Origin of the sequence: Novosphingobium profundi (genome assembly GCF_018491765.1) — a bacterium.
GTDB classification, from domain to species: domain Bacteria; phylum Pseudomonadota; class Alphaproteobacteria; order Sphingomonadales; family Sphingomonadaceae; genus Novosphingobium; species Novosphingobium profundi.
On record NZ_JABWCU010000065.1, the window covers coordinates 1 to 1,360 of the forward strand.

General features: G+C 62.0%; 1 protein-coding gene. It reads left to right on the forward strand.

Annotated elements, in window-relative coordinates:
• Positions 1-104: 104 nt before the first annotated feature.
• On the forward strand, positions 105-1,301 hold the full coding sequence (locus HT136_RS26005) for an IS256 family transposase (protein ID WP_004211645.1): 1,197 nt from the start codon (positions 105-107) through the stop codon (positions 1,299-1,301).
• Positions 1,302-1,360: the final 59 nt, after the last annotated feature.

The window sequence follows — 1,360 nt, forward strand, 5'->3', positions numbered from 1 at the left end:
GGTCGTGTCCCACGGGGTGGTGTAGGAAGGTTTCCCTGAGAGGGTGGCCACCGTCGATCTTCTGGTAGGGTTCGGATGCGAACTCGAACCTGGAGAAGAAGACGATGACCGACGACAGAATGGCCCTTGTTGAGCTGATTGAGCAAGGGGCTGATAGTGATTTGGTGCGTGAGATGCTGGCTTTCGCCGCAGAGCGCATGATGGATCTGGAGATCGAGGCGAAGACGGGCGTGCCTTGCGGATCACGCAGCCCGGAGCGGCTTAACCACCGCAACGGCTACCGCGAGCGCAGTTGGGATACGCGCGCCGGGCGCATCGAACTAGCAATCCCGAAGCTGCGCAAGGGCAGCTACTTCCCGAGCTTCCTGGAGCCGCGCCGCACCGCCGAGAAGGCTTTGGCGGCAGTGATCCAGGAAGCCTATGTCCACGGCGTCTCGACGCGTTCGGTCGACGATCTGGTCAAGGCGATGGGCGCCAGCGGTGTTTCGAAGAGTCAGGTCAGCCGTTTGGTTGCCGAGATCGACGAGCGGGTGAATGCCTTCCTCACGCGACCGATTGAAGGCGAGTGGCCCTATCTATGGATCGACGCCACCTACCTCAAAGTGCGCGAGGGCGGACGGATTGTCTCGACGGCGGCGATAATCGCGGTGGGCGTCAACACCGATGGCCGACGGGAGGTGCTGGGCGTGGCCACCGGCCCATCGGAAGCCGAACCTTTCTGGAAAGCCTTCCTGCGTTCTCTGGCCGACCGAGGCTTGCGCGGTGTGAAGCTGGTCATCGCCGACGATCACAAAGGGCTGCGCGCCGCCGCCAGCAAGGTATTTTCCGCGAGCCAGCAGCGCTGCCGAGTGCACTGGATGCGCAATGCGTTCGCCCATGCCGCGCCGAAACAACGACCCGCTGTCATTGCCATGATCAAGACCATCTTCGCGCAGGAAACGGCTGAGGCAGCGCACCAGCAGTGGGACCAGGTTGCAGATGCCCTGCGCGAGAAGTTCCCAAAGCTGGCCGACATGATGGAGGCATCACGCGAGGACGTGCTCGCCTACATGGCCTTCCCCAAGGATCATTGGGCGCAGATCTCGTCCACCAACCCGCTGGAAAGGGTCAACAAAGAAATCAAGCGGAGGGCCGACGTGATCGGCATATTCCCGAATGACGCTGCCGTCGTTCGTCTCGTCGGAGCGCTCATGCTGGAGCAAAACGATGAGTGGGCCGTATCGCGCCGTTACATGACGCTGGAAACTCTCGGCTCGGTGAGCCATAACCCCATTGTCAGCTTGCCAGCACTGGCCGCCTGACCTGAACCCGATCCTGCCGTAGATCGACGGTTCCTACACCACCCCGTGGGACACGACCT

Excerpts from the sequence above, each read along its gene's own strand:
- HT136_RS26005 (WP_004211645.1), top strand. The coding sequence starts at position 105 with ATGACCGACGACAGAATGGCCCTTGTTGAGCTGATTGAGCAAGGGGCT.